The sequence below is a fragment of the Paenibacillus sp. JNUCC32 genome (assembly GCF_014863545.1).
GTDB lineage: Bacteria > Bacillota > Bacilli > Paenibacillales > Paenibacillaceae > Paenibacillus_AQ > Paenibacillus_AQ lautus_A.
The window spans coordinates 4,994,383-5,017,332 of the sequence record NZ_CP062260.1; the positions used below are offsets into that span (position 1 = coordinate 4,994,383).

Annotated in this window: 19 protein-coding genes and 1 riboswitch; of the genes, 11 read left to right on the forward strand and 8 right to left on the reverse strand. The window is 52.1% G+C overall.

The features are described 5' to 3' along the window. Positions 1 to 60 precede the first annotated feature (60 nt). Positions 61 to 2,364, forward strand: coding sequence for a glycoside hydrolase family 65 protein (locus tag JNUCC32_RS22155; RefSeq protein ID WP_192569857.1), 2,304 nt, complete (start codon positions 61 to 63; stop codon positions 2,362 to 2,364). Positions 2,365 to 2,595: 231 nt separating this feature from the next. Here JNUCC32_RS22155 and JNUCC32_RS22160 read toward each other — a convergent pair whose 3' ends face one another. Both JNUCC32_RS22160 and JNUCC32_RS22165 read right to left on the reverse strand, forming a co-directional pair. Further along, positions 2,596 to 3,642: an EAL domain-containing protein gene (locus tag JNUCC32_RS22160; protein WP_096774662.1), complete on the reverse strand. Its 1,047-nt coding sequence runs from the start codon at positions 3,640 to 3,642 to the stop codon at positions 2,596 to 2,598. Between the two features lie 205 nt (positions 3,643 to 3,847). Next, complete coding sequence (locus JNUCC32_RS22165; protein WP_192569858.1) at positions 3,848 to 5,383, reverse strand: GGDEF domain-containing protein; 1,536 nt, start codon at positions 5,381 to 5,383, stop codon at positions 3,848 to 3,850. 258 nt (positions 5,384 to 5,641) lie between these two features. Here JNUCC32_RS22165 and JNUCC32_RS22170 point away from each other — a divergent pair, with 258 nt between their 5' ends. The 6 genes from JNUCC32_RS22170 (at position 5,642) to JNUCC32_RS22195 (ending at position 10,392) form a co-directional block, all read left to right on the forward strand. Beyond that, on the forward strand, positions 5,642 to 6,025 hold the full coding sequence (locus JNUCC32_RS22170) for a VOC family protein (protein ID WP_323373371.1): 384 nt from the start codon (positions 5,642 to 5,644) through the stop codon (positions 6,023 to 6,025). Positions 6,026 to 6,200: 175 nt separating this feature from the next. Continuing rightward, positions 6,201 to 6,310, forward strand: a riboswitch (TPP riboswitch). A 121-nt stretch (positions 6,311 to 6,431) separates the two neighbouring features. Further along, entirely contained in the window at positions 6,432 to 7,463 is a 1,032-nt protein-coding gene (locus tag JNUCC32_RS22175; RefSeq protein ID WP_096774665.1) for an ABC transporter substrate-binding protein, read from the forward strand. A gap of 88 nt (positions 7,464 to 7,551) precedes the next feature. Then, positions 7,552 to 7,845, forward strand: coding sequence for an MTH1187 family thiamine-binding protein (locus tag JNUCC32_RS22180; protein WP_009594139.1), 294 nt, complete (start codon positions 7,552 to 7,554; stop codon positions 7,843 to 7,845). Next, entirely contained in the window at positions 7,842 to 8,600 is a 759-nt protein-coding gene (locus tag JNUCC32_RS22185) for an ABC transporter permease (RefSeq protein ID WP_192569860.1), read from the forward strand. The genes JNUCC32_RS22180 and JNUCC32_RS22185 overlap by 4 nt, the downstream gene beginning before the upstream one ends. 54 nt (positions 8,601 to 8,654) lie before the next feature. Beyond that, positions 8,655 to 9,488 (forward strand): ABC transporter ATP-binding protein, encoded by an 834-nt coding sequence (locus tag JNUCC32_RS22190; protein WP_192569861.1) that lies wholly within the window; start codon positions 8,655 to 8,657, stop codon positions 9,486 to 9,488. A gap of 88 nt (positions 9,489 to 9,576) precedes the next feature. Beyond that, positions 9,577 to 10,392 carry a TatD family hydrolase gene (locus JNUCC32_RS22195; protein ID WP_192569862.1) on the forward strand — a complete coding sequence of 272 codons (816 nt, stop codon included), beginning with the start codon at positions 9,577 to 9,579 and terminating at the stop codon, positions 10,390 to 10,392. Between the two features lie 34 nt (positions 10,393 to 10,426). On the opposite strand, the gene JNUCC32_RS22200 is transcribed toward JNUCC32_RS22195, so the two are convergent. The 4 genes from JNUCC32_RS22200 to JNUCC32_RS22215 all read right to left on the reverse strand — a co-directional run bounded on the left by JNUCC32_RS22200 (position 10,427) and on the right by JNUCC32_RS22215 (position 14,279). Beyond that, entirely contained in the window at positions 10,427 to 10,603 is a 177-nt protein-coding gene (locus JNUCC32_RS22200) for an aspartyl-phosphate phosphatase Spo0E family protein (protein ID WP_009594144.1), read from the reverse strand. A 158-nt stretch (positions 10,604 to 10,761) separates the two neighbouring features. Then, positions 10,762 to 12,312 (reverse strand): extracellular solute-binding protein, encoded by a 1,551-nt coding sequence (locus JNUCC32_RS22205; RefSeq protein ID WP_374705893.1) that lies wholly within the window; start codon positions 12,310 to 12,312, stop codon positions 10,762 to 10,764. A gap of 71 nt (positions 12,313 to 12,383) precedes the next feature. Continuing rightward, positions 12,384 to 13,268, reverse strand: a complete 885-nt coding sequence (locus tag JNUCC32_RS22210) for a carbohydrate ABC transporter permease (RefSeq protein ID WP_009594160.1) — start codon at positions 13,266 to 13,268, stop codon at positions 12,384 to 12,386. A 30-nt stretch (positions 13,269 to 13,298) separates the two neighbouring features. Beyond that, on the reverse strand, positions 13,299 to 14,279 hold the full coding sequence (locus JNUCC32_RS22215; RefSeq protein ID WP_036664971.1) for an ABC transporter permease: 981 nt from the start codon (positions 14,277 to 14,279) through the stop codon (positions 13,299 to 13,301). Between the two features lie 359 nt (positions 14,280 to 14,638). On the opposite strand from JNUCC32_RS22215, the gene JNUCC32_RS22220 reads away from it, so the two are divergent. Continuing rightward, the gene (locus tag JNUCC32_RS22220; protein ID WP_192569863.1) at positions 14,639 to 16,957 is read left to right on the forward strand and encodes a helix-turn-helix domain-containing protein; all 2,319 of its coding nucleotides are present in this window, start codon (positions 14,639 to 14,641) and stop codon (positions 16,955 to 16,957) included. Between the two features lie 1,310 nt (positions 16,958 to 18,267). Here the strand turns inward: JNUCC32_RS22220 and nfsA are convergent. Together nfsA and JNUCC32_RS22230 are read right to left on the reverse strand one after the other, a co-directional pair. Then, positions 18,268 to 19,008, reverse strand: a complete 741-nt coding sequence (gene nfsA / locus JNUCC32_RS22225; protein ID WP_192569864.1) for an oxygen-insensitive NADPH nitroreductase — start codon at positions 19,006 to 19,008, stop codon at positions 18,268 to 18,270. Between the two features lie 185 nt (positions 19,009 to 19,193). Further along, positions 19,194 to 19,397, reverse strand: a complete 204-nt coding sequence (locus tag JNUCC32_RS22230) for a cation transporter (RefSeq protein ID WP_009594149.1) — start codon at positions 19,395 to 19,397, stop codon at positions 19,194 to 19,196. Positions 19,398 to 19,694: 297 nt separating this feature from the next. Here JNUCC32_RS22230 and JNUCC32_RS22235 point away from each other — a divergent pair, with 297 nt between their 5' ends. From JNUCC32_RS22235 to JNUCC32_RS22245, 3 genes are all read left to right on the forward strand, one after another. After that, positions 19,695 to 20,315 (forward strand): DUF5317 domain-containing protein, encoded by a 621-nt coding sequence (locus tag JNUCC32_RS22235; protein ID WP_009594161.1) that lies wholly within the window; start codon positions 19,695 to 19,697, stop codon positions 20,313 to 20,315. Positions 20,316 to 20,579: 264 nt separating this feature from the next. Further along, positions 20,580 to 22,436: a bifunctional diguanylate cyclase/phosphohydrolase gene (locus JNUCC32_RS22240; protein ID WP_096774673.1), complete on the forward strand. Its 1,857-nt coding sequence runs from the start codon at positions 20,580 to 20,582 to the stop codon at positions 22,434 to 22,436. 99 nt (positions 22,437 to 22,535) lie between these two features. Next, positions 22,536 to 22,766 (forward strand): hypothetical protein, encoded by a 231-nt coding sequence (locus JNUCC32_RS22245; RefSeq protein ID WP_009594140.1) that lies wholly within the window; start codon positions 22,536 to 22,538, stop codon positions 22,764 to 22,766. The last annotated feature ends 184 nt before the right edge of the window (positions 22,767 to 22,950 follow it).

The following is a 22,950-nucleotide window of genomic DNA, read 5'->3' on the forward strand; positions in this document are numbered from 1 at the left end:
GCAGCATCATCCCATATAGATATGCAACCATTTTTCCTAAACCTAAAGGAGCCGATGATTGTGAAACAATATTTAAAGCTTGATGAATGGTCAATTATTGAAGAGGGCTTTGATCCTCATACGCATGAAATTTCAGAGAGTATCTTCAGTATCGGTAACGGATTCATGGGCCAACGCGCCAACTTTGAGGAGTCCTATAGCGGTTCCTCCCTACAGGGCAGTTACATGGCCGGGGTGTATTATCCGGATAAAACCCGCGTAGGCTGGTGGAAGAACGGTTATCCTGAATACTTCGCCAAAGTGCTGAACAGCACCAACTGGATCGGCATCGGCATTGAAATCGACGGCACGCCGCTGGATTTGGCCAAATGCACGGTGAAGGATTTTGTGCGCGAGCTGAATATGAAGGAAGGCTTCCTCTCCCGCCGCTTCACCGCTGTCATGGAAGACGGCAAGGAGCTCCAGATCGAGGCGGTTCGCTTTGTCAGCATTGTACGCCACGAGATCGGTGCCATCCGGTATGCCGTAACGCCGCTTAATTTCGCTGGAGAGCTTACGGTTACGCCTTATCTCGATGGCGATGTGAAGAACAAAGACTCCAACTATGACGAGAAGTTCTGGCTCGAGGTATTCAAGGAAGCCGCGCAAGGCTCGGCCGCATTGACCGTAAAAACCAAAAAGCTCGATTTCCATGTTACCTCCGTTATGTCTTATTACCTTGTTAAGAACGGGGCGAAGCTGGATCTTCAAGCCGAGCTGATCGAGAAAGAGAAATATGCCGCGAACCGCGTAAGCATCCCCGTATCCGAAGGCGAGGCCGTCACCATCTATAAATACGTGGCCAACGTCACTTCCCGCAATCATGGATTCGGCGAGTTGGTGGATGCTGCGCGTGCCGTGCTGGAACCGGCGGTGGAGACCGGATTTGAACAGCTGCTGAAGGAGCAGGCAGATGCCTGGGGCGACAAATGGAAGGAAAGCGATATCGTCATCGAAGGCGATGTGGCGGCCCAGCAAGCGATCCGCTTTAACATTTTTCAGCTGAACCAAACCTACAGCGGCGAAGACGACCGCCTGAACATCGGGCCTAAGGGCTTTACCGGGGAAAAATACGGCGGCAGCACCTACTGGGATACCGAGGCTTATTGCCTGCCGTTCTATCTGAGCACCGCCGATGCCAGCATCTCGCGCAACCTGCTGATCTATCGTTATAAGCACCTGGAAAAGGCGAAGGAAAATGCCAGAAAGCTCGGCTTCACCAAAGGGGCGCTCTATCCTATGGTGACGATGAACGGCGAGGAATGCCATAACGAGTGGGAGATTACGTTTGAAGAAATCCACCGTAACGGCGCGATTGCCTATGCCATCTATAACTATGTCAATTATACCGGCGACTTCTCTTACCTCGGCCAATACGGTCTGGAAGTGCTCGTGGAAATCTCCCGTTTCTGGGAGGAGCGCGTGAATTACGTGCCGGCGAAGGACCAGTATATGATGCTGGGCGTTACCGGCCCGAACGAGTACGAGAACAACGTCAACAACAACTGGTATACCAACCGCATTGCCAGCTGGACGATGGAATACACGCTCGACGTGCTGGAGTATTTGAAAGAGAATGAGAATTCCCGCTATGCCGAGCTTACGGCGAAGCTTGCCCTGCAGGATGCCGAAACGGCCAAATGGCAGGATATCATCAGCAAAATGTACTACCCGGTAGACGAGGAACTCGGCGTCTTCCTGCAGCAGGACGGTTTCCTTAACAAGGAGCTGGTTCCGGTGAAGGAATTGGACCCTGCCCACCTGCCGCTGAACCAGAACTGGTCCTGGGACCGCATTCTGCGTTCGGTGTACATCAAGCAGGCCGACGTGCTGCAAGGATTGTTCTTCCTTGGCGACCGGTACGACCTGGCTACGAAAAAACGCAACTTCGACTTCTATGAACCGTTCACGGTACACGAGTCCTCCCTCTCGCCATGCGTACACTCCATTCTCGCGTGCGAGCTCGGGTACCAGGAAAAGGCGTACGAGATGTACCTTCGTACAGCCCGCCTGGATCTGGACAACTACAACAACGATACCGAGGACGGCTGTCATACGACCAGCATGGCGGGAACCTGGATGTCGGTTGTGCATGGCTTCGGCGGCCTGCGCGTGAAGGACGGCGTATTGCATCTGAACCCGTTCATTCCGGGGCATTGGTCCTCCTTCTCCTTCAAGGTGATGTTCCGCGGCTCCCGCCTGAAGGTTAACGTCAAAGGCCATGAAACCCTCATCGTGAACGAAACGGATACGCCCGCCGTCCTGAACGTGAACGGCAAGGAATACGCCATCAGCGGATTTGGAGAGGTAACGGCTGCAAGATAAAAGGCACCGGTGCTTCAATGCGCCGGCCCATACAAAACAAGAGCCCTGGAAAATCTTCCAGGGCTCTTGTTTTTACAGAAAACGGGCTCCTCTACATCATGGCTCATTCTTGAAGAACCCGTCTTCGTCCATGTCTGGCATCATCTGCAGGTTCGGCTTCAGCCATAAGCCGGGATCAGATAAATGCCATCGCTTTGCGCCTCCGTGCGGGGGAAATGCCGATTATGTATGTTATGAATAGATCAGTTGAGTATGAGGATCACGCGGAGGGCGCTCGGCTGGCTTCCCAAACAAATACCCCTGCGAAAGCTCGATCCCGATATCTCGGCAAAAATGAAACTCCTCCCGTCTCTCGATGCCTTCTGCAAGCACCATGGCACCGAAATCATGAGCCATGTTCGTGATCATTTCGAGCTGCTTCTGCTGGGCGGGATTTCGATCGCAATGGTCGATAAGACTCCGGTCGATCTTCACATAATCCGGCTTAAGCTTAATCATCTGCTCCAATGTGGAATAACCTGCGCCGACGTCATCCATGGCTACCGAGATGCCGTGGCTTCGATATACCTCGAATATCGACTGCAAATGCTTCACATCGTCGATCTTCTCGGTTTCCACCACCTCGAATACGAAATCCCTCGGATCCAGATGGAGCCTGTCGATCGTATTGAAGGTGTGGCTCAGACACATCTGCGCATCGTATATCGAGGACGGCAGGAAATTCACGAACCGCTTCACGCCGATCGGAAGCCACTCGGCACTGGTCTCAATCGCACTGGTGCGTGCCGCCTGGTCCAGGAATGAATGCAGTCCGGTTTTTCGGGCTGTCTCAAACAGCTCGTACGGCTGGAACCGGAGTCCCCACTCTACCGGTCGAAGGAGAAATTCATAGGCCACGATCTGCTCGTTTGGATCCACGATGGGCTGCATGTAGCTCGTAAACTGCTTATGTAAAATGACATTCACCATATCATAATGCTCCATCTGCAGTTCGAACTTCTGCATAGGGATCCACGAATGCCGGATTTGCGGAGCTCCTCCACGGGTAACACAGAAGGACAGCTCTTGACGAATCTTCAGCGGAAGGGGTTGCAGACACTCGATGATGGAGATCAGGTCCGCTCGTACCTTGTAGTTCACAGCACAACCCTCATTGTTCTCTTGTACCGCGTAGCCGTTCACTGCCAGCAATTGAATAAGCTCACCACTTGCAGGCTTCATATGAATGGTCCCCTGGTCCTCAATCGGTTCAAAGGTGCTGCAATTGTCGCAAATCATGTTCGTCCTCCTTGGCAAGCTAGCTCTCACTATGCTTCTTATCGGCATTTTGAATATGATTTCTTTGCATTTTATGGATTTTATATCGAAGTTATGACCTATTTTGCGAGAAATGCGCAAGATTCGTGCAATGATTGCGCTAAATTCTACAATAATCGACTTATATTGCTCTTAACAACACATTGTCGACATCCGAATCTTTTGTCTATTCGACTTTTTGATCCAACAGCTGCAGCAGCATCGTTCGTTCCACATCGAAATGCCAGCGGGCGTTTCGCTCTTTGGCCGCATACATCGCTGCATCCGCGCGACCAATCAGCTCTTGGTCGTTCCTGGCATGATCCGGATAGACCGCGATGCCGATGCTCGGCGTGGTTCGGACCTCATGCCCTTCCAGCTCATACGGCTCGCTCAGCATCGTCCAGATCTCTTCCGCCATCCAGATCAGTTCCTGATCCTCGCCGGCCGGATGAATCACTACCGTAAATTCGTCCCCTCCTAAACGGGAAACCAGAACGCCTTTGGATTCAAGGGTTTGAAGACGGGTCGCGACCTTGCGAATCAGCAAATCGCCGGCACGATGGCCGTAGCGGTCATTCACTCGTTTAAAACGGTTCATATCCATATATAGAAGCCCTACGCGGGAACCCGCACGGTCCGCCTCCTGCAGCGAGCTCGACAGCCTCGCGTTAAAGTAGCGGCGGTTATAGAGTCCCGTAAGATCGTCGCGATGCGCCAAGGTCTCGCTCTGCATCAGGCTTTGATGCAGCCGGTCAAACAAGCGGTCATTTTCGAACTGGATCAGGATCTGCCTGATCAGAATCAGGATGACGCAGAGGGATAAGCCGGTAAAAAGCCCGTTCCACCCTCCGAACCGCTGCACCATAAGGGCAAACATCCCGCCAAGCACGCTGTAGGGAAGCAGATATCTTACGATCAGATTTCCGAACGAACGGGGCTCCCTCTCATCCAACGATTGATTTCGGGCATCGGGAGCTGACCGCCCTCCTGCCAAACCAATGATGAATACCGATAACGTATACAGTGGGTACAGGTATGAACGAACTTCAACACCCTTATAATCGACGAGATACATATGCAGAACATCGGCGGCAATGTACATGCTCCCGCCGAGGCACATCAGGAAGACTGCCCGTTTCCTTAACTGTCCTGTGTTAAAATACAACACCAAGGTGAAGAAAATAAGCACCGTTGCGCACAGCGGGTACAGCATGTCCACCCACAGCTTTCCCCATATGGCTTCATTCGCCAAACCGGTAAGCTCGGGCTTGATGAAATATTCCCAGCCTACCGTCATGACCGTTATGCCAACGATCACGATATCCAGCATAAACCGCACTCCCCGAAACGAACCTTGTACGTGCCGGAACAAATAAATGAGGGCACCTGCAAACAGGATGATTTCGAATCCCCAGAATAATTGAGTCAAAATTGTCCGGGAAGCGCTCTCTTTCCCCAGCCAAAAATAACAAGCATCGATGATTCGAGCCGAGGCATCCGCCATCAGCCCGGCACTTGCGATAAGCCAAAACCTTCGAAGATGCGGCTCGTAATGCCGACTGATCCGTAGTAAATAGACGGAAGCGGCAGCGGAAGCCATAATGACTAGAACACGCTGAAGCAATAAAGCATCAGGCATCCACAGAACGGTCATTATCTGAATGAATGCATATATGATGGCGAGTCGAATCCACAGATGATCTGCTGGAGTTGGACTCATAAGCATTCCTCCTCGGCCAAAAGGCAAGCTTTCTTCAATGCTTGTTTGTTAGGTCTTTTGAATTAATAGTTATAGTTCTCATGATACTTTTTACCCACCTAAAAGTAAAGATGAGGAAGTGAAAGAAAGACCATCGATTCTACTCTATTAAACCATCGCGCTCCAAAAGCTTTCCGTCCTCAAGACCCACTTGACGTATAGGAATTATATGATAATATTTCAGTCATATCTCATATGAATCGGAAAGGGTGTTTAGCCTTGTCACAGAAACGATTGGATCATGTCGGCATTGTCGTCCGGGACCTTGAAGCCACGATTGCTTTTTACACAACCGTCGTCGGACTTGAACTGAAGGATCGCCTTACCCATACCAATGGCGTCATCCAGCTGGCATTCCTCGGATTTAACGGCAGCGACGAAACGGAAATCGAGCTTATCCAGGGTTACAGCGACACGCTTCCCGCAGAAGGCACCGTCCATCATTTCGCCGTCAGCACCGATAACATCGAAGCGGAATATGTGCGCGTACAGGGACTGGCCGTACCTCATCTTGACGAGGAAATCGTAACGCTTCCGAACGGGTACCGCTATTTCTTCGTCCACGGTCCCGAAGGAGAATGGATTGAGTTCTTCCAGCGCTAACCGCTGGCGAACAGGATCCTATCAAAATGCTTCATCCCGTGAATGGTTAACGGGGTTCATTCTTCCAACCGCACAAGCCATGTCCAATACGAAGACCTGCCTCGTTCGCATCCCCTTCCGAACTAGACAGGTCTTTGCGTTAGGACTATAATAACGGATGTAACGTCCGAAACTTCATAAATCCCGGGGGAGCTGGAATTTGGCCGGCTGAGAGTGTATCCGATGATACTGACCCTTACACCTGATCTGGGTAATGCCAGCGTAGGAAGTCCATGTTTGCGGCAGCTATGATTTGCCGTGGTATACACTTACGCCGTCATGCGTCCTGATATCATTCAGGGCGCTTTTTTTGTGGAGTTAACGAGGTCATAGAAAGAGAAAGAGAATTCAAAGGAGAGAAGACAAGATGAAGAAGGGAAAATGGATGGCGCTGCTTCTCGCTTGCGCCCTGCTGATGGTTGCGGCGGGATGCGGTACAGGCGGACAGAACGAAAATACAGGTACCGAAGGCGCAGACGGCCAGGCGGCCGAAAAGCTCCGCGACGTACAGCTGATGCTCGATTGGTCGGCCAACACGAACCACACCGGACTGTATGCAGCCAAGGAGCTCGGGTATTATGAGGAAGAAGGGCTTAACGTCCAGATCGTCCAGCCGGGGGCCGGCGGAACGGATACGCTGGTCGCATCCGGCAAGGTGCCGTTTGGCATCAGCTACCAGGAAGGCGTCACGCTTGCCAGAACCCAAGGCCTGCCGCTTGTCTCCATTGCGGCGATTATTCAGCATAATACATCCGGCTTTGCCGCCCCCAAGGACAAGGGGATCGTCAAGGCTGGCGATTTTGAAGGGAAATCCTACGGCGGCTGGGGCTCGCCTGTTGAGGAAGCCGTCATGAAATCCATCATGGAGATCGACGGTGCCGATGTCAGCAAAGTAAATATGGTTAACATGGGCGATGCCGATTATTTTACGGCCGTCAAACGCGATATTGATTTTGCCTGGATCTTCTATGCCTGGACCGGTATCGAAGCCGAGCTCCGGAACGAGCCGCTCGACATGATCTATGTGAAGGACTACTCCGAGCAGCTTGACTATTACACGCCGGTGATCGTAACGAACGAGAAGCTGATCCAGGAGGACCCGGAGCTTGTCAAAGCATTCATGCGGGCGACCTCAAAAGGATACGACTATGCGATTCAACATCCTGAGGATGCGGCTGCCCTGCTGACGAAGGCCGTTCCCGAACTGGATGCCGAGCTGGTTCATGCCAGCCAGAAATGGCTGAGTCCCCGCTATCAGGATGATGCTGCCCGCTGGGGCGAGCAGAAAGCCGAAGTATGGTCGGGGTATGCAGACTGGATGTTTGAACGCAAGCTGCTCGAGAAGGAGCTTGATGCGGACAGCGCCTTCACCAATGAATTTTTACCGGAGAAACCATAGGATGCATTTAATTTGGAAGAGAGACGGCCTGTCCGGCAGGCTGCCTCTCTTCCATTACAATATAGCTTGCATGAAAGGATGAGTTTAGATGGCAAACACCCTCTTGAGCATACAAGTGATACCCAGAACGCCGGATGGAGGCGACAGCATTCCTTATGTGGATGAAGCGATTCGGGTCATTCAGGAGTCGGGCGTGAAATACGAGGTCCATGCGCTCGAAACCACCTTGGAAGGAGAGCTTTCCGAGCTGCTGAAAATCGTTGAGCGCATGCATGAGGCGCTGGTGAAAGCGGGAAGTCCCAGCGTCATATCCCAGGTCAAAATCGCGCACCATCCGGGCGGCATCAGCATGGATAAGCTGACTGAGAAATACCGTCCATGAGAAAAGGCTGGTGGAGCTCCGTTTGGCCGCCCGCTGCGGCGGTCCTTTTCTTTTTGACGGTATGGCAGGCCGCGGTATCGGTATTCGATATAGAGCCGTATATTTTGCCGGCGCCGACGGCCATCGGGCATGAAGCCGCCACCGGCGCCTCCGGCCTTTTTCAGCATACGCTGGCCACGCTGCAATTAACCCTGGTCGGATTTATGATCGGTACGGCGATCGGCCTTGTCATCTCGTTGGCCCTGCATCTGGTGCCTTTTCTCAAAACAGCCCTCTATCCGCTTCTTATTCTTAGCCAGAACGTGCCGACGATCGCTCTCGCCCCGCTCCTCATGATTTGGTTCGGCTTCGGCATGCTGCCCAAGGTTATCGTGATTACCCTGGTCTGCTTCTTCCCCGTAGCCGTTGCCGCCCTGGACGGACTGGCGCGTACCGACCGAACCATGATGAATTACATGCAGATGGCGGGAGCCACTTCATGGCAGATCTTCACCAAGCTGGAGCTGCCGCATGCGCTCCCCTCCATCTTCTCCGGGATCCGCATCGCGGCCACCTATTCGGTCATGGGTGCGGTGATCGGGGAATGGATCGGCTCGGACCGGGGCATCGGCTACTATATGATGCTGCAAAAATCCGGCTACCGCACGGACCGGGTGTTTGTTGCCATTCTGATCATCGTCCTGCTCAGCCTGCTGATGGTGCTGTTGATCACCCTGCTGGAGAAGCGCCTGATCCGCTGGAATCGAAAAGGCTAGAACCACGGTGAACGGACATTTTCCAACCTATATAAAAGGAGGCTGTTTAGCGACATGACATATCAAGTATCCCTGCCGGATCATGACGGGCAGCGCCGGTCATCTACCGCGGTCCCGCCAGCGCCTGCCCTTGAGGTTCGCAGCCTTCATATCACCTTCCGCGAACGGCGCAGCGAAGTGCACGTGCTGGATGGCCTTTCGCTTCAGGTGCAGCCCGGGGAATTCGTCTCCTTGATCGGTCCTTCAGGCAGCGGAAAGAGCACGCTCTTCCATATCATCGGGGGGTTAACGGCTCCGGATGCGGGCTCCGTACTCATGGACGGTCAGGACGTGACCGGAGAGAAAGGCCGCATCGCCTATATGCCTCAACAGCCGGCCCTCTTCCCTTGGCGTACGGTGGAGGACAACGTGCTCCTTCCCGAGGAGCTGAGAGGCACCTCGAAAACCGCCGCCAGGGAAAATGCCCGCAGCTGGATGGAACGGGCCGGGCTTGCCGGCTTCGAGAAGGCGTATCCGCATACCCTTTCAGGGGGGATGCAGCAGCGGGCCGCCTTTCTGCGCGCGCTGATGAGTCCGCAGGAGGTTATGTGCCTGGACGAACCGTTCAGCGCGCTCGACGCGCTGACACGCGGCGATATGCAGCGCTGGCTGCTCGATATCTGGGAGGATACGCGCCGTTCGGTGCTGATGATTACCCATCATATCGAGGAAGCGCTGCTGCTCTCGGACAGCATCTATATCCTGTCGGCGCGGCCCGGGACGATCCTGAAACGGGTAGAGGTCCCTTTTCCCCGTCCGCGCAGGGAAGACATCCTGAACGCCCCGTCCTTTATCGCGCTAAAAACCGAAATCTCCGCCATCATGCGCGAAGAACAGCACAAGCGTTGAGCCGCATAGGCAGGATACAAATGCCTAAGCTCCTGTATCCATTATTCAAGAGCGCTTCTCGGAGGCGTACAAGCGAGGTGATGTAACGATGAAATCATTCACGCAGACGGAAACGAATCTCCCTCTGCTGGACGCCCATATTCATCTGGATTCTTATGCCTTCTCCGATCAGCAAACGATTCTTGCGGATATCCGCAAAAGCGAAGTTCAGTCCATCATCTCCGTTTCCATGAACCTGGCTTCCAGCAAGCGAAACCTGGAGCTGGCCAGGGAGTACGGACCGTTGGTGCGGCCGGCATTCGGTTATCATCCGGAACAGCCCGTCCCTTCCCCTGAAGAAACCAAAGAGCTGCTGGATTGGATGGCTAATCATGTCGACGACATGATTGCCGTCGGAGAGGTCGGCCTGCCCTATTATGCCAGGCTGGAAGCCGAAACGGAGGGTCGGCCGTGGGATAACCGCCCTTACGAATGCCTGCTTGAGCAATTTATAGCATTTGCGAAGCGGCATCATAAACCGGTTATACTGCACGCTGTATATGAAGATGCGGATACCGCATGTGATTTGCTCGACAAATATGGCGTCACCCGCGCCCATTTCCATTGGTTCAAAGGCTCCCGTGACACCTTGCAGCGGATGGCGGATAAAGGCTGCTATATCTCCTTCACGCCCGACATTCTTTATGAGGATGAAATTCGCGATATTGCCCGTATGTATCCCGAGCATCTTGTCATGACCGAAACCGACGGCCCTTGGCCGTTCGATGGCCCGTTCACCGGACAGATGACCCATCCTAAGATGACGGCTTCCGCAGCGGCGGCATGGGCCGAGCTTCGCGGGCTGGCCGTTTCCGAGGCTCGCAGGATTTTTTACGAGAATGCGGTTAGACTTTACGATCTATAAAAAAAAGAATTCCCGTTCCATTCAAGCCGGTTGTTTACGCAATCGGTTTGTTTTCTTTAAGGAACCGGTTATATTGGTTAATCAGTTCATCGAGCACGATCGATTGCCTGAGGACTTTAGGATGGTTAAAATCACGATACCGCTGCTTCATTTTATGAAGCTTGTTTCTTTCCTGCTCGATATCAAACCTAATGCCTTCCTTCGTTTTCATGACTTTATGTCCTCCCCTCATGTAATATTTTATGCTTTAATGTAAAATTATAGGATGTTTGATGTTAGACATCAGGGGCCTAAAATTGAAAGGGACAGGTCCCAAGAAACAAAAAAAACCACAATGCGAGCTCACTCGCATTATGGTTTGGATTTCGGTTATTTCACAAATTTCTCCTGATACGCCTTCGAGATCTCCTCTGTAATCTCCTTCATCTTCGGATCGCTTTTAATCGTTTCGATCAATTTATCGTACGATTCAACCGGTTCCTTGCCGGTAATGACCATGACCCGCATATCCTCTACTTTCTTGGAAATCTCGGGATAGTATTTGTTATAGGCTTCGGAGTAGAGCTCGCCTGAAGGATTCGGCACCTTAACCGTCTTGCGCTCCGTAACGATCTCTACGTTTCGTTCATACACCTCGTCCGGCATCCCTACCGCATTGATGGCCATATCGTCGCTGACGAGGTGAATCATATTGTTCAGGTTTCCATCTCCCGTCTTATCGGTGACGGCTTGCGGCGTTGCGACCTTCTTCCCGTTCTCCAGATTGTAATGGACGCCTTCGATTCCGTAGGTCAGCATCTCGTTTCCTTCTTGGCTGTAGCCATAGTCGAAGAACTCGAGGATCTTCTTGACCTTGGCCTCAGGCACTTTCTTCGGAATGAGGTACACGCCATAGTACGGGGAGCCTGAAGGCGTATACTTTACCCCGTTGGCATTCTCCAAGTAAGCAAGCGGCATCAAATCCGCCTTGGGATCAACATCCTTCACGGCTTTGCCGGTTACCCAGGCATGGTTCATGGACATGCCGCCAACCCCTGCCTTGGCGCTTCGCATCGTATCCATCACCTGGGAGAACTTCATGATCGCAAAATCTTTGGGGAACAGGCCCTCGTCATAAGCCTGCTTGATCCACAGCATGGCCTCCCTTGACGCGTCCGACGTAATAATCGGAGACAGGGTGTTATCCGGCTGGAGCTTCCAGCCCCCTTGCGTTTCATTAAAGATATTATAAATATACGCGAGCGCGCTCGGATTAGCGGCATACGGAATCTCATCCGCCTGTCCGTTACCATTCGGATCCTGTTCCTTGAAAGCCTTTAACACGTTATGGAACTCATCCAGCGTTTTTGGCGTTTCCAGCTGAAGGGCATCCAGCCAATCCTTGCGGATCATCGGGAACACCCCGCCCCCATAGCTTGGGTAGTAACGCGGAATCACGATGTTCTTGCCGTCCACCTTGGTGATTTCCCACATTTCCTTCAGCTCTTCGCGATTTAAATTGGGGTAGTCTTTGAGAAAAGGGGTCAGATCCCAGAAGACTCCCTGCTTCAGCATCTTCTGCAGCTGCGGGTTCTGCATCGTTTCCACGAAAGTAACCTCCGGAAGGTCGCCGGACGCAAGCATGACATTGATTTTCTCTTCGGCCGTGGATGGGGACAACCACGTAATATTCAACTTGGTATTGGTGCGTTTCTCCAGCTCTTTCCAAAGCGGATTGGTGTTGTCTATGAATTCGGTGGCATAATTCAAGGTCTGTATCGTGATGCTTGTAGGTTCACTGCTGTCTGTCCCGCCCTCGCTGCCGCTCGAGGGACTCCCGCCGCGGCTGCCGCATGCGCTAAGCAAGAGCGAACTTGCTAAGAGCAGCACCCCCGACATTTTTAAAAACGACTTGCTCGGCTTTGCATCCATTTTTTTCATCATTAGACCTCCCTGTTTATGATACCTCTTTCCTGACTGACCATGTTGGAAAAAGAAAACCGTATATCGGATCATTCCTTGACGGAACCCACCATCGCCCCTTTGGCGAAGTGCTTCTGCAGGAATGGATACACTAACATGATTGGAACGGTAGCAATGACGACCGCTGCCATTTTCAACGTTTCCGTCGGAACCGGACGGTTCACCTGGAAGGCAAATCCCCCGCCGCTTCCCGATCCCATTGTCGTGGGATCCACCAGCATATTTTGGAGCAGCACTTGCAGCGGCCACATCTTCTGGTCATTAATAAACATCAGCGCGTTGAAGTAAGTATTCCAATAGCCGACCGCGAAGAACAATCCGAAAGCCACCAGCGCCGGCAGCGACAACGGCAGAATGATTCGCCAGAACACGCCGATATCATTGGAGCCGTCGATCATCGCGGCTTCCTCCAGACTGTCCGGAATGCTGTCGAAGAATCCCTTCATGAGCAGCACATACCACGCGCTCGTCAAGCTCGGCAGGATCAGCGACCAGACGCTGTCGATGAGTCCCACATTTCGGACGACCAGATACAGCGGAACCAGTCCCGGCGTGAAGAGAAAGGTGATTAACACCATAATCATGATCGCCTTGCGAAACCGAAGCCGTTTTCGGGACACCGCGTAAGCCATCCCCCCGGTAACGAGCAGACTGAGCATCGTGCCGACCGTGGCCAGGAACACGCTTATGGAGATCGAGGTGACAAACAACCCGTTGGACAGTAAATGCTTGTAAGCATCCAGCGTCCAATCCCGCGGCCATAATATCAAGCTTCGTTGATAATACTCCACCGGATCGGTAAATGACAGAATAACGGTATAGTAAATCGGAAATATCGTTGCCAAACCGATGATCAGCAGCAGGCCGTTGTTTACGAAGCCGAAGAGCCCGGTTTTCCATCCTTTCTCATGCATGCTTTACTCCTCCTTGTCTTCGCCCGTCCTCTAGTACAGGCTTTCTTGACCGTATCGCCTCGCCAATCGGTTGGCCGAGACCACCAGGATGACGCCGACGATCGATTTGAACAACCCGATGGCCGTACTGTAGCTGAATTCTCCCTGCCTTATCCCCACCCGGTATACATAGGTATCGAACACTTCGGCTACATTGGTGACGGGCGCATTCATCATCAGATAGATCTGTTCGAATCCGGTATCCATGATCGTTCCCAGGCGGAGGATCAACAGAATCAGGATCACGTTGCGCATCGCGGGCAGGGTAATATGCCATATCCGTCTCATACGGCCTGCGCCATCCATGACGGCTGCCTCGTATAATTGCGGATCCACTCCGGCGATGGCCGCGAGGAAGATGATGGTCCCCCATCCGACCTCCTTCCAGATGGATTGTGCCGTCAGCATGCCCCAGAAATAGTTCGGATTGGAGAGAATATCGACCGTTCCCCAATCCATGGTAACGAGCCACTTATTGAACAAGCCCTCCGATTGCGAGAACATGAGGTAGGTCAGCCCATAGATCAATACCCAGGATAAAAAATGGGGGATATACACCAGCGATTGAATGGTCCGTTTATAGAAGGAGCTTCGTACTTCATTCAGCATCAAGGCTAAAATAATCGGCGCCGGGAAAAAGAAAATCAAGCTCAGGAAGCTAATCGCCAGCGTATTGCGCAGCAGCATCCAGAAGTCGTCGTTGGAGAAAAACCGGGCGAAATGCTCGAAGCCTACCCAAGGGCTTCCGAACACTCCGAAGTACGGCGAGTACTCCTGGAAAGCAATGACGAGATTCGTAATCGGAATATATTTGAAAATGATAAAAAAGATAAGACCCGGCAACGCCAGCATGTATAAATACTTGTCGCGAGCTACATCCGACCGGATCCGCCCCCACTTCGTTTTGGATTTCGCGGGAATAGGGGCGCTCCCGCTTCCTTTTGCCGACTGAACGGTTTCTTGTGCTTTCATCGATACTCCCTCACTTTCAGCCTTGTCGTCTCGTTCAAACCTACCGTTCGCGGAACGTATCCCTAATGTAAACGGTTGCAGAATTGCCTGCAATTCCACTTTTTTTCCGTCGTGGCCCCTTCCCCTCTCCCTTCGATGCACAATACGGAAAAATGCCTGCCTTCCAAGCGTTTCGCATCATCCATTTCCTCGAATTGCACTTTTTTTCCTTGGTGCCGGAATGCCGTGTTCATCGGCATCAATAGGAAAATGTGATCTTTTCAACTAATCCCCTCTTTCGCTATGATAGTATTTAATGATTTTCCCGGCTTTCTTCGATCAGGCCTTGGATTTGTCTATGCCAACAGGGGGTTAGTGTTATGAGGCAACAGAATCCTGAATCCGGTTTCAAAGGTGTTATGTATTGGAGAAGCATCGCGCTCGCCGTGTTGATGACATGCCTCCCCATCTCGGCCATTACGGCCGTTTACCTATACGTGGGGAACCAGCATATGATCAACCAATATCAGCAGCGGAACGAGGAAGCCCTGGTGGACGCGGCGAGGCAAGTGGACGAGCAGTTCACCCAGCTGGTCCACTACGCGCTCAATATGGTGGTGAAGCCCCATTTCAAGCCTTCCTTGTCCGATATGGACTTTGTGTCGAATATCGAGGAGACGAACGAGCTGTTTAATACGCTCAACCTGGTGGAAAATGCCGATCCCCTTGTGGATCAGGTCTATCTCTACATCAAAAAGCAAAATAAAATCATGGAGCCCGATCTCGGGCTGCGGACATTGGATCAGGAACAGGATGCGTTAGGCTTCGGCCGGCTCATGGAGGGAGATTCGGACATGTTCTGGGTACATGACCTGGAGCGGCCTTTCAATAAGGGGAGATCTTCCCACGCGCTCGTCATGCGGCTCCCCTTCAACGGTCATACGCCCTACGGGGCGATCGTCATCTACATCGATCCGTCGAAGCTGCACGTGATTCGCAACAGCGAGAATCTATCGTTCCTGCTCGACGATCAAGGCCATATCATCGGGGAATCGGGCATGAGCCGCAGCATGCCGAAAGCGATGAGCGCGATCCAGGAACAGCTGAAGCTTCCGGAGAATGCCAAGCGTACGAATCGTCTGCGGATGAAGGTTCCGGTCGATCAGGATGTGTGGCTGGTGAATACCGTCCAATTTGAAAAAATGCAGCGGAATTGGACCTATGTATCCGGCACGCCGCAGTCCACGATCATCGCTCCGACGAAGCCGTATACCCATATCATCCTGATCTGCTTTGCTTTTGCGCTCGCGGCATCCCTGGGCGCAAGCTGGTTTGCCTCCAAGAGGATGTATCGCCCTATTCGCAAAATGCTGCATATGATTGGAGGCGATCAGGCCAAACAGACATCGCGGTACAACGAGCTCGATTATATTGAACACGAGTGGAAGCAGTACCGGTTCTCGCATGACACGCTTCAAAATCAATGGAAGCGATCCTTGCCCGCGATCAGGGAGGCTTACATCAATCAATTCTTGAGCGGGCAAGCCGCCCACCTGACGGAGTCCGAGTATGTGCTCAAGCTGCAAGAGATGGAGCTAGACATAACCAATAAACAGTTCTCGGCGATCGTTCTCCAGCAGCATACCCACGGGGAGGATCGGACGCCGCTTACTGAGAACGATCAGCATCTTCTCACCTATGCCGCTTTGAACGTGATTCAAGAGCTGGCAGAGGACGTTAGCGCCTATATGCATCCCATCAATTTCTTCGACGGCTCCTTTGGCGTCATCCTGATCGTTCCGGCCTCTCCTAAAGCAGACGAACAGACACGTATGATGAGGCTGCTGTGCGACCAGATCCTGCGGGCCCTGCGCGATACGCTGCGGGTGTCGGCAACCATCGTGCTGGGCGGGCCAAGCTCGACCTGGACCGATGTTCCCCATATTCTGGAACAGGCCAAGCGGGCGCTGCATTACCGATCCTTCGATGCCGGCAGCCAGCTGCTGGAAGCGGACACGGTGCTGTCCCAAAAAAACGACTGGATCGACTTTCCGCTGGAATTGGAGCAGGATTTCATACACACCCTGAACCTCGGGCTGCAAGGGGACGCGCTGCGATCCCTAAGCCGCTTCGTCACGGCGCTTCAAGCCGGGGGCGGCTCGGAGTGGCATGTCCACCATGGACTCATGCGTTTAATCACGAGCGTTCACCGCTCCATGCTGCAGGCCGGCTTAAATCCGTATCAGGTGTACGATTTCTCCAACCTGCAGGAGCAGCTGTCCCTGCTTCGCGACCCGAAGGCCTGCGTGGACTGGTTCCAGAAAGAAATCATCGAGCCCTATCTCGATCAGCTGACGAAGAACTTCAACAGCTCCATGAAATCGCTGGTCGAAAACGTGCTGGAGCAAATCGAGCAGAACGGGATGCAGGACTTGTCCCTGGATGCCATGGCCATGGAGGCCGGCGTCAGCGTATCCCAATTGAGCAAAGCGTTTAAACAGATGACGGGCACGAATTATATGGACTATCTGACGACCGTGCGCATGAACCGCTGCAAAGAATTGCTGCTGACCACGGATCTTCGCATTCATGAAATCGCGGAGGCCGCAGGATATCAGCCTCCCTACTTCAATCGCATGTTCAAGAAGCTGGAAGGGATCACCCCGGGTCAATACCGCCAGCAGGGAATCGGCAAATGAATCGGCATGTCATCCTGATCAATTAATCTCGTATAAAAAGAGCCCTCTGAAAAAGGGGCTGTCCCTTGGTCCGTACTTCATGACCTTGTGGGACAGCCCCTAATATGTGTTATGACTTAGGTTCAAGCGTCGTACATTGCGCCACGTTTCCCGTGTTGTGACTTACGTTCAGGCGTTGTACATTACGCCACGCTTCCCGTGTTGCGACTTACGTTCAAGCGTCGTACATTGCGCCACGTTTCCTGTGTTGCGACTTACGTTCAGGCGTCGTACGTTGCGCCACGCTTCCTGTGTTGTGACTTACTCTCAAGCGTTGTACGTTGCGCCACGCTTCCCGTGTTGCGACTTACGTTCAGGCGTCGTACATTGCGCCACGTTTCCTGTGTTGCGACTTACGTTCAGGCGTTGTACATTGTGGCACGCTTCCTGTGTTGTGCTTACGTTCAGGAGTCGTACATTGCGGCCACGCTTAGCGTGTTGTGACTTACGTTCAACCGTCGCCTTATTGCGTTACGCCTTCTGTGTTGTACTTGCGCTCAAGCGTCGCCCTATTGCTGCACACTTCCTGTGTCGTGACTTACGTTCAGGCTTAGCGCCGACCAGCCATCCAAGCATGCCCCGAACCACGCATCGTGTTCACAGGGAGCACGGAGCACGATGTACAAAATAGCTGCACATTAGCGGACTCAGCGGACCTTATTTTGATCAAAAGCGCCATTTTTCGAATATTGGCGGACATGAGGTCCGCTATTCACCGAATTAGGCTCTCATTTTTCGGATTATTCGCTGCTTAACGGATCATGTGTCCGATAGATCCGGCAAACACGAGCCCATAATGAAAATAACGGATCTGAGGTCCGATACTGCTATCCGGATCTGAGTTCCACTAGATACTGCTGCTGCCGTCCGTAACTCGTTCCGGCTTGCAGCTTCTGAAGCTACGGCAAACTTTTCGGAGCACTGCGTCGCCCACGCCACCGATCCGAAGCCAGTCGGGCCTCGCTTTCGCGGCCAAGCGTAGTTCCTAGAGCTGGACCGTACAAGCACGCCCCCGACCACGCACCATGTGCACAGAGAGCACTTCGTCGCCAACGCCACCGATCCGAAGCCAGTCGGGCCTCGCTTTCGCGGCCAAGCGTGGTTCCTAGAGCCGGAGCTGTACAAGCATGCCCCGGGCCACGCACCGTGCGCACAGGGAGCAGTCCGCGCGATGTACAGCGAGCCTTTGGAGTATTCCCAAGAGAGCAGCGGTACCAGCCCTCTCTATTGCTTTATGAGAGCGACGTACCCGCTCCTCTCTCTACTCATGTCTAACACCCCATAAACCCCTTCCCCTTTAGGAAGTCCTTCATGTGCAGCCTGACCGGCTCCGCCAGTCGTTTGGCCATAAGCTCCGACCAAGGAGCGCTGTTCTTGCCATGGGTGCGTTTGGACAAATAATCGGAAGAGATTCGGTCGTAGCTCTTCACTTCTTCCAGGGCCGCCGGATCATAGCTGTCACGGTGCAGGACAGCCTCCACCGGAAGCCGGGGACGCAGCCCCGGCTCCTGATCCGGGTACCCGAGGCACATGCCGAATACCGGATAAACCAAATCCGGGAGCTCCAATGCCTCGGAGAACTCCGCAATGGAGTTGCGGACTCCGCCGATATACACAATGCCAAGACCGAGCGATTCCGCCGCGATCGCGGCATTCTGCGCAGCCAAAGCGGCATCCACCGTGGCCACGATGAAATTCTCGGTCGAATCTTCGTACGTCTCTTGATCCGCCACATGCGCCTCTGCGCTTTTTTTCAAACGATACAGGTCCGCGCACCATACCAGAAATACCGGGCATTCCACGATATACGCCTGATTGCCCGCCAAAGCGGCCAACCGCTGCTTTTTCTCTGGTGAGGTCACGGCAATCACGCTGTATGCCTGGACGTTGCTTGAGGTAGATGCCATCTGGCCTGCTGCCACGACAGCCCTCAGCTGTTCCTCGGACACGGGCCGATCCGAATATTTACGAATCGATCGATGGTTCATCAGCAGTGAAATCGTGTCATTCATCGGGTATCCACTCCTTAGGCTCTTAAGAATCGCTCCATTTATTATGAAACTTCGGCTTGGGCAGTGCAAGCTTGATTGCCTGCAACCGCAGCGCAAAAAAGCCGGCATGCTGTCGATCGCCTTCAGCAGCCGGCTCTTATTTCAGCCAAAGTTCGCGGCTAGGGAATATGGCAGGAAGTCTGTCGTTAAGACACGATATCGTAGCCCTGCTCTTCAATCGCTTCCTTCAATGCGTCAAGGCTGACTTTGGTTTCGTCGTATTCGACGGCTACCGTGTTGGATGCAAGATCGACTTTGCCAGAAGCTCCCGCACTTTTCAGCGCGCCTTCCACCGAGTTTACGCAATGATTGCAGGACATGCCTTCCACCGTCAATGTCACTTGTTTCATGCTGTCGCCCTCCTATCGTAAAATGTCGTACATTATCACTTTACTATACCCCCCGTAGGTATGTAAAGTTGGCGAATTTGCTCCTTTCTGCAACAGAAACACGAAAAAAGTAGGAAGATTTATCCTTTTGATCTGTTATAATGTACATGAATCATAAGATTTATACAGGATGGGACAAGCTTTTTACTCCCCTCCGAAATTTTTCCATAAATTTTGATTATTGTTGCAGGAATTACCAATTCGCTGTCGAACTATCTTATTACAGAGATAACGAACTATGAAAGTAGGAACTCTATCATGGTATTTGACGGCATTATACTAGGGTTAATTGTCGGACTGATACGCGGCGGTTTCCGTCACGGACTGCAGCAATTCAGCAAGATCCGCCTGAAGGGCGGCCTCATCTTCCCAATTCTCCTGATCGTACAGCTGCTCATATTCCGTTTTCAAGCGAATTCCGACTGGCTGGCATCCGCAAGCAGCTACGTGTTTATGTTCATCTACGTCGCCGGCATGATCTTCCTTTGGATGAACCGGGACCAGAAGGGCTTTGGCAGCATCTTGGCCGGCGTCTTTCTCAATTTCCTCGTCATGGCGGTTAACGGCGGCAGAATGCCCGTATCGATGAGCGCCGCTTCCGTTCTGGATCCTTATTACGTGGACATGCTGAGCAACAGCACCGTTATCACCAAGCATTATCTGATGGACGCTTCTACCCGCCTTCCGTTCCTGGGTGACATTATACCGTTATCCCCGCCGTATCCAAGAACACAGGTGATCAGTATCGGAGATATCATCATGAACGTCGGCATCTTTCTCTACATTTTCAACCTGATGACCGTGGGGAAGAATACCGCCAACGTGCAAGCATTAGGACCGAAATCCGATACCAATGAACGTGTTGAACCACAAAATTGATCATACATCATACCACCTGGAAAGGAGGGAGAACTGTGAAGAAAACTGATAAAATCAAGTATTCCCGCATCGTATTGAATGCCATCATCGTTGCTTCTGTTGTTGTCGCTCTGACTTCCGGTTACAGATTCGGATAATCGACTTCCATAAGAAACAGGCTGGAAAATTCAGCCTGTTTTTTTACATCTTTTTCGTTGTTTTGCATCGCAATATACCTTAAAATGTGGAGAATACACCATTGATTTTATTGAGGAGAAATCATTTATGTCCATATTTAAGCGTCCTAGGTTCTCTCAAGGCTTTGCGGGACAGCTGTATTTTGTTTTTCTTTCTCTTCTGGGCTGTTCCACCTTCCTGCTGGTGCATCAAGGGGAAATCTTCCAATATACTCCTTCCCAGTGGGTATGGGTCTATGCGATGTTAGGCGCCGCCCTCATCTTAAACTACTTCACCTTCCAGCTGCCGCCAGAGGGTAATTTACAGTCCATGGATTCCTCTGTTTACCTGGCATGCATCTTTATCTATGGAGCACCGTTTGCGCTGTCCGTCATCCTGTTCGTCTCCCTTGCCATGGCGCTTTACGACAGAAAAATCCCCTTCTGGAAGCATTTTGTTAATTTCTCCGTGTATACCGTGATGATTGTCGGGTCCTCCTTCATTTTCAAAATGGCGGGCGGACAAGCAGGCCCTATTCACAATGATCAATTTGGTGCGTATGTTGCAGCGTTGGTTGTTTATTTTGTTATCAACGTATTCCTTGTCGGCTTCTACTATTACCTGTTATACAAGGGATCGTTATATGATATTTTGAAAACCTTCATGAAAGATACACTGCTTGTTTACCTCAGCACGCTCATTCTTTCGCTGGTTCTCTCCATACTCATCGTACATAACGGCGTTTTCGGGCTGACCCTGTTTATAGGTCTCAGCGTGATGCTGTCCTATTCCTTCAAGCAGCTCTTCACGATGTATAAACAGGTACAAGAGAAAGCCATCAAGGATCAACGAACCGGATTATACAACCACAGCTATTTCGAAAATTTGCTGGAAGACGAAATCAAGAAGGCCAAAACCAATGAAACGCCGTTGTCGCTGGCCATGATCGATATCGATGATTTCAAAAAATACAATGATCAATTCGGACACCTGAAAGGCGACATGCTGCTCGGATTTCTCGGCAATTACCTCAAGGTGGAATCCGAAACGGCCGAGGTGGTGGCCTCCCGCTTCGGCGGCGAGGAATTCACGATCCTGATGCCGGGTTATGATGACCATAGGGCACGTTCCTTCATTAACAGGCTCCGCAAAAAGCTGAACGATACCTATTTCGACGGCGTCGAGATTTTTCCGTCCGGCTGTCTCTCCTTCTCTGCCGGCGTTGCCTCGTACCGGATTGATATTCATGACAAGTCGCAGCTTGTCGAGCTTGCCGACCAAGCGCTGTATTATGCCAAGAAGCAGGGCAAAAACAACGTGCATGTATATGGAAGCGGCGCCGAAAAGGAATCCGAGATCGACTTTGCGGAGGACGTCCGCGACATCGAGCAGCAGCTGAAGCTGTTCCTGTATAAAGACGTGGATACGTTCAAGCACTCCAAACGGGTCTTCCGCTACGCCATGGACATCAGCGAAGTGCTTGGACTTGACAGCGTGGAGCGCCGCAATTTTGTGCTCGGGGCACTCATTCACGATATCGGCAAGCTGGAGATTCCTTGGGGAATCTTGAATAAACGGGACAAGCTGACAGCCGGCGAATGGGAAACCGTCAAACGGCATGTCAGCTGGGGCAAGCGCATCGCGGAAACGAACGAGAAGTTCAAGGAACTGGTTCCTTACATCGAACTGCATCATGAACGGTATGACGGCGGCGGCTATCCTCACGGCTTCAAGGGCAGCCAAATCCCCAAGCTGTGCCGGATGCTGACCATTATCGATTCCTTCGACGCGATGACGACCGAACGGCCTTACCAGAAAACGAAAACCTTCGAGGAAGGGATTGAAGAGCTGCTCCGTTGCTCGGGCACGCAGTTCGATCCGGAGCTCGTCGAGCTGTTTATTCGTTATTTAAGGCTCAAAGCCGAAGCGCAGCAGCAGCCTGCAGCCGGCCTGGAGACCTCTTAAAGACCACCTCCCCTCTGCCTTTCTCATCTCTTGGGATGTTTGATACTTCCTCAAATAAGGTATAAAGGTAGTATCACAACGTTAAATGAGGTGAGATCGGTGGCTGACAAGAAAAAGGATCTTCCGCTTCACAATGGTCCCGGCAACATGGATCACCCTGAACAATATCCGACGGAACAAGAAAGCCTGTTCGACAAATTCGAGAGCGAGCAGCATGTGGACCCGATTCCGATGGAAGACGCCAGGCTGGAGCGCCAGGAAGAAAAGCAGCGGGATGGCACGTCGAAGAAGCGTTCATCCAGCGACGATAAGTATCACAGCGGCTTTTAAAAATGGGACTGGCCTTATCACTGCAGCGTAACTTGAACTTATGGGCTCCGTTTTGGCGGAGCCTTTTTATTTCCCCGTTTTTTCTTTAATATAGAAGGGTATGTATTCTGAACTAAACCCTAGAGATTATATAAAGAGTGGAGTGGACCCTTTGTTTTCCATATGGACTTTAAACCGTGTGCAG

Excerpts from the sequence above, each read along its gene's own strand:
- JNUCC32_RS22160 (WP_096774662.1), bottom strand. The coding sequence starts at position 3,642 with ATGATTTGCGACAATTGCAGCACCTTTGAACCGATTGAGGACCAGGGG.
- JNUCC32_RS22165 (WP_192569858.1), bottom strand. The coding sequence starts at position 5,383 with ATGAGTCCAACTCCAGCAGATCATCTGTGGATTCGACTCGCCATCATA.
- JNUCC32_RS22175 (WP_096774665.1), top strand. The coding sequence starts at position 6,432 with ATGAAGAAGGGAAAATGGATGGCGCTGCTTCTCGCTTGCGCCCTGCTG.
- JNUCC32_RS22180 (WP_009594139.1), top strand. The coding sequence starts at position 7,552 with ATGGCAAACACCCTCTTGAGCATACAAGTGATACCCAGAACGCCGGAT.
- JNUCC32_RS22185 (WP_192569860.1), top strand. The coding sequence starts at position 7,842 with ATGAGAAAAGGCTGGTGGAGCTCCGTTTGGCCGCCCGCTGCGGCGGTC.
- JNUCC32_RS22190 (WP_192569861.1), top strand. The coding sequence starts at position 8,655 with ATGACATATCAAGTATCCCTGCCGGATCATGACGGGCAGCGCCGGTCA.
- JNUCC32_RS22195 (WP_192569862.1), top strand. The coding sequence starts at position 9,577 with ATGAAATCATTCACGCAGACGGAAACGAATCTCCCTCTGCTGGACGCC.
- JNUCC32_RS22200 (WP_009594144.1), bottom strand. The coding sequence starts at position 10,603 with ATGAAAACGAAGGAAGGCATTAGGTTTGATATCGAGCAGGAAAGAAAC.
- JNUCC32_RS22205 (WP_374705893.1), bottom strand. The coding sequence starts at position 12,312 with ATGAAAAAAATGGATGCAAAGCCGAGCAAGTCGTTTTTAAAAATGTCG.
- JNUCC32_RS22210 (WP_009594160.1), bottom strand. The coding sequence starts at position 13,268 with ATGCATGAGAAAGGATGGAAAACCGGGCTCTTCGGCTTCGTAAACAAC.
- JNUCC32_RS22215 (WP_036664971.1), bottom strand. The coding sequence starts at position 14,279 with ATGAAAGCACAAGAAACCGTTCAGTCGGCAAAAGGAAGCGGGAGCGCC.
- JNUCC32_RS22220 (WP_192569863.1), top strand. The coding sequence starts at position 14,639 with ATGAGGCAACAGAATCCTGAATCCGGTTTCAAAGGTGTTATGTATTGG.
- nfsA (WP_192569864.1), bottom strand. The coding sequence starts at position 19,008 with ATGAATGACACGATTTCACTGCTGATGAACCATCGATCGATTCGTAAA.
- JNUCC32_RS22230 (WP_009594149.1), bottom strand. The coding sequence starts at position 19,397 with ATGAAACAAGTGACATTGACGGTGGAAGGCATGTCCTGCAATCATTGC.
- JNUCC32_RS22235 (WP_009594161.1), top strand. The coding sequence starts at position 19,695 with ATGGTATTTGACGGCATTATACTAGGGTTAATTGTCGGACTGATACGC.
- JNUCC32_RS22240 (WP_096774673.1), top strand. The coding sequence starts at position 20,580 with ATGTCCATATTTAAGCGTCCTAGGTTCTCTCAAGGCTTTGCGGGACAG.